The organism is Paenibacillus sp. 3LSP (genome assembly GCF_032465655.1).
Taxonomy (GTDB): Bacteria; Bacillota; Bacilli; order Paenibacillales; family Paenibacillaceae; genus Fontibacillus; species Fontibacillus barengoltzii.
Window position 1 is genome coordinate 1 of record NZ_JAWDJI010000245.1, and the last position, 843, is coordinate 843.

Annotated in this window: 1 pseudogene; it reads right to left on the bottom strand. The window is 53.7% G+C overall.

Annotation, left to right across the window (positions count from 1 at the left end):
* Positions 1–130: 130 nt before the first annotated feature.
* Positions 131–843: pseudogene (locus RW092_RS21725) on the bottom strand (ISLre2-like element ISTco1 family transposase); the annotation flags it as partial.

The window sequence follows — 843 nt, forward strand, 5'->3', positions numbered from 1 at the left end:
GTCAGTGTCAAGCTAGCGTGGGCAGTCATTTAAGATGCCTGGAACGCGAACCCCGAAGGAACCTCTTCCTTGTAAGCGCTTTGCTTCGTTCTTTCATCAAACACAAGTGATTTGTCAGAATTTTTTGCCGTTATCCGCGAAGTGCTTTGAGTGCCATACCCGTTGTGCTGCTTTGCTTCGGTCCTTGCAGCATGCGAATCATTCCAGCGATACAACCCTTGACCGGTTGCGTCACGTTCTTGAGCAATTGCCGCATGTTTATCGACTGCTGCGGCGTTGCCTGCTTACTCGCTTGTCCTTCAACCGTTCTTACCACCGTGCCCGCTTCTTGAATCCTCATCATCGTCCTCAGCATCGCCCTGACGCCTCGCTCACTCCAACTGTACCCGCCACGCTTCGTCCGCTTGGCGAATATACGCATCTGCGATTCCGCGCTTCCCATCGGGCGCATACCGCTTGTGTCGATCCCCTTCGCCTGGAGTGTTTTTCGGTAGTCGTCCAAATGCTTCTCATGCCGCTTTAGAAATCTTTTATACGGCTTCCAATCCTTCCGGTTCTCTTCCGCTATCTCTTGCTCCGACACGCCTTCCAGGACCGCCATAAGCGCGGCTGCATCCTGTTTGGCCAAAGACCGTCTCACGGTCTCCCACACCTGCGGCAAATGACCAACAAAGCGTTTCAAATCACGCGCCACATGAAAGCGGTCCAGCATGTACAGACATTGGTGAAAGTAGGATGTACATTCCCCGATCCACGCCGCGCCGTCTCCGTTCACCACAAGCCACGTGTTCTCGTCGATTTCGTAACGCTCCACCAGAAAGTCCCCGAACCCTTCCCAGAAGT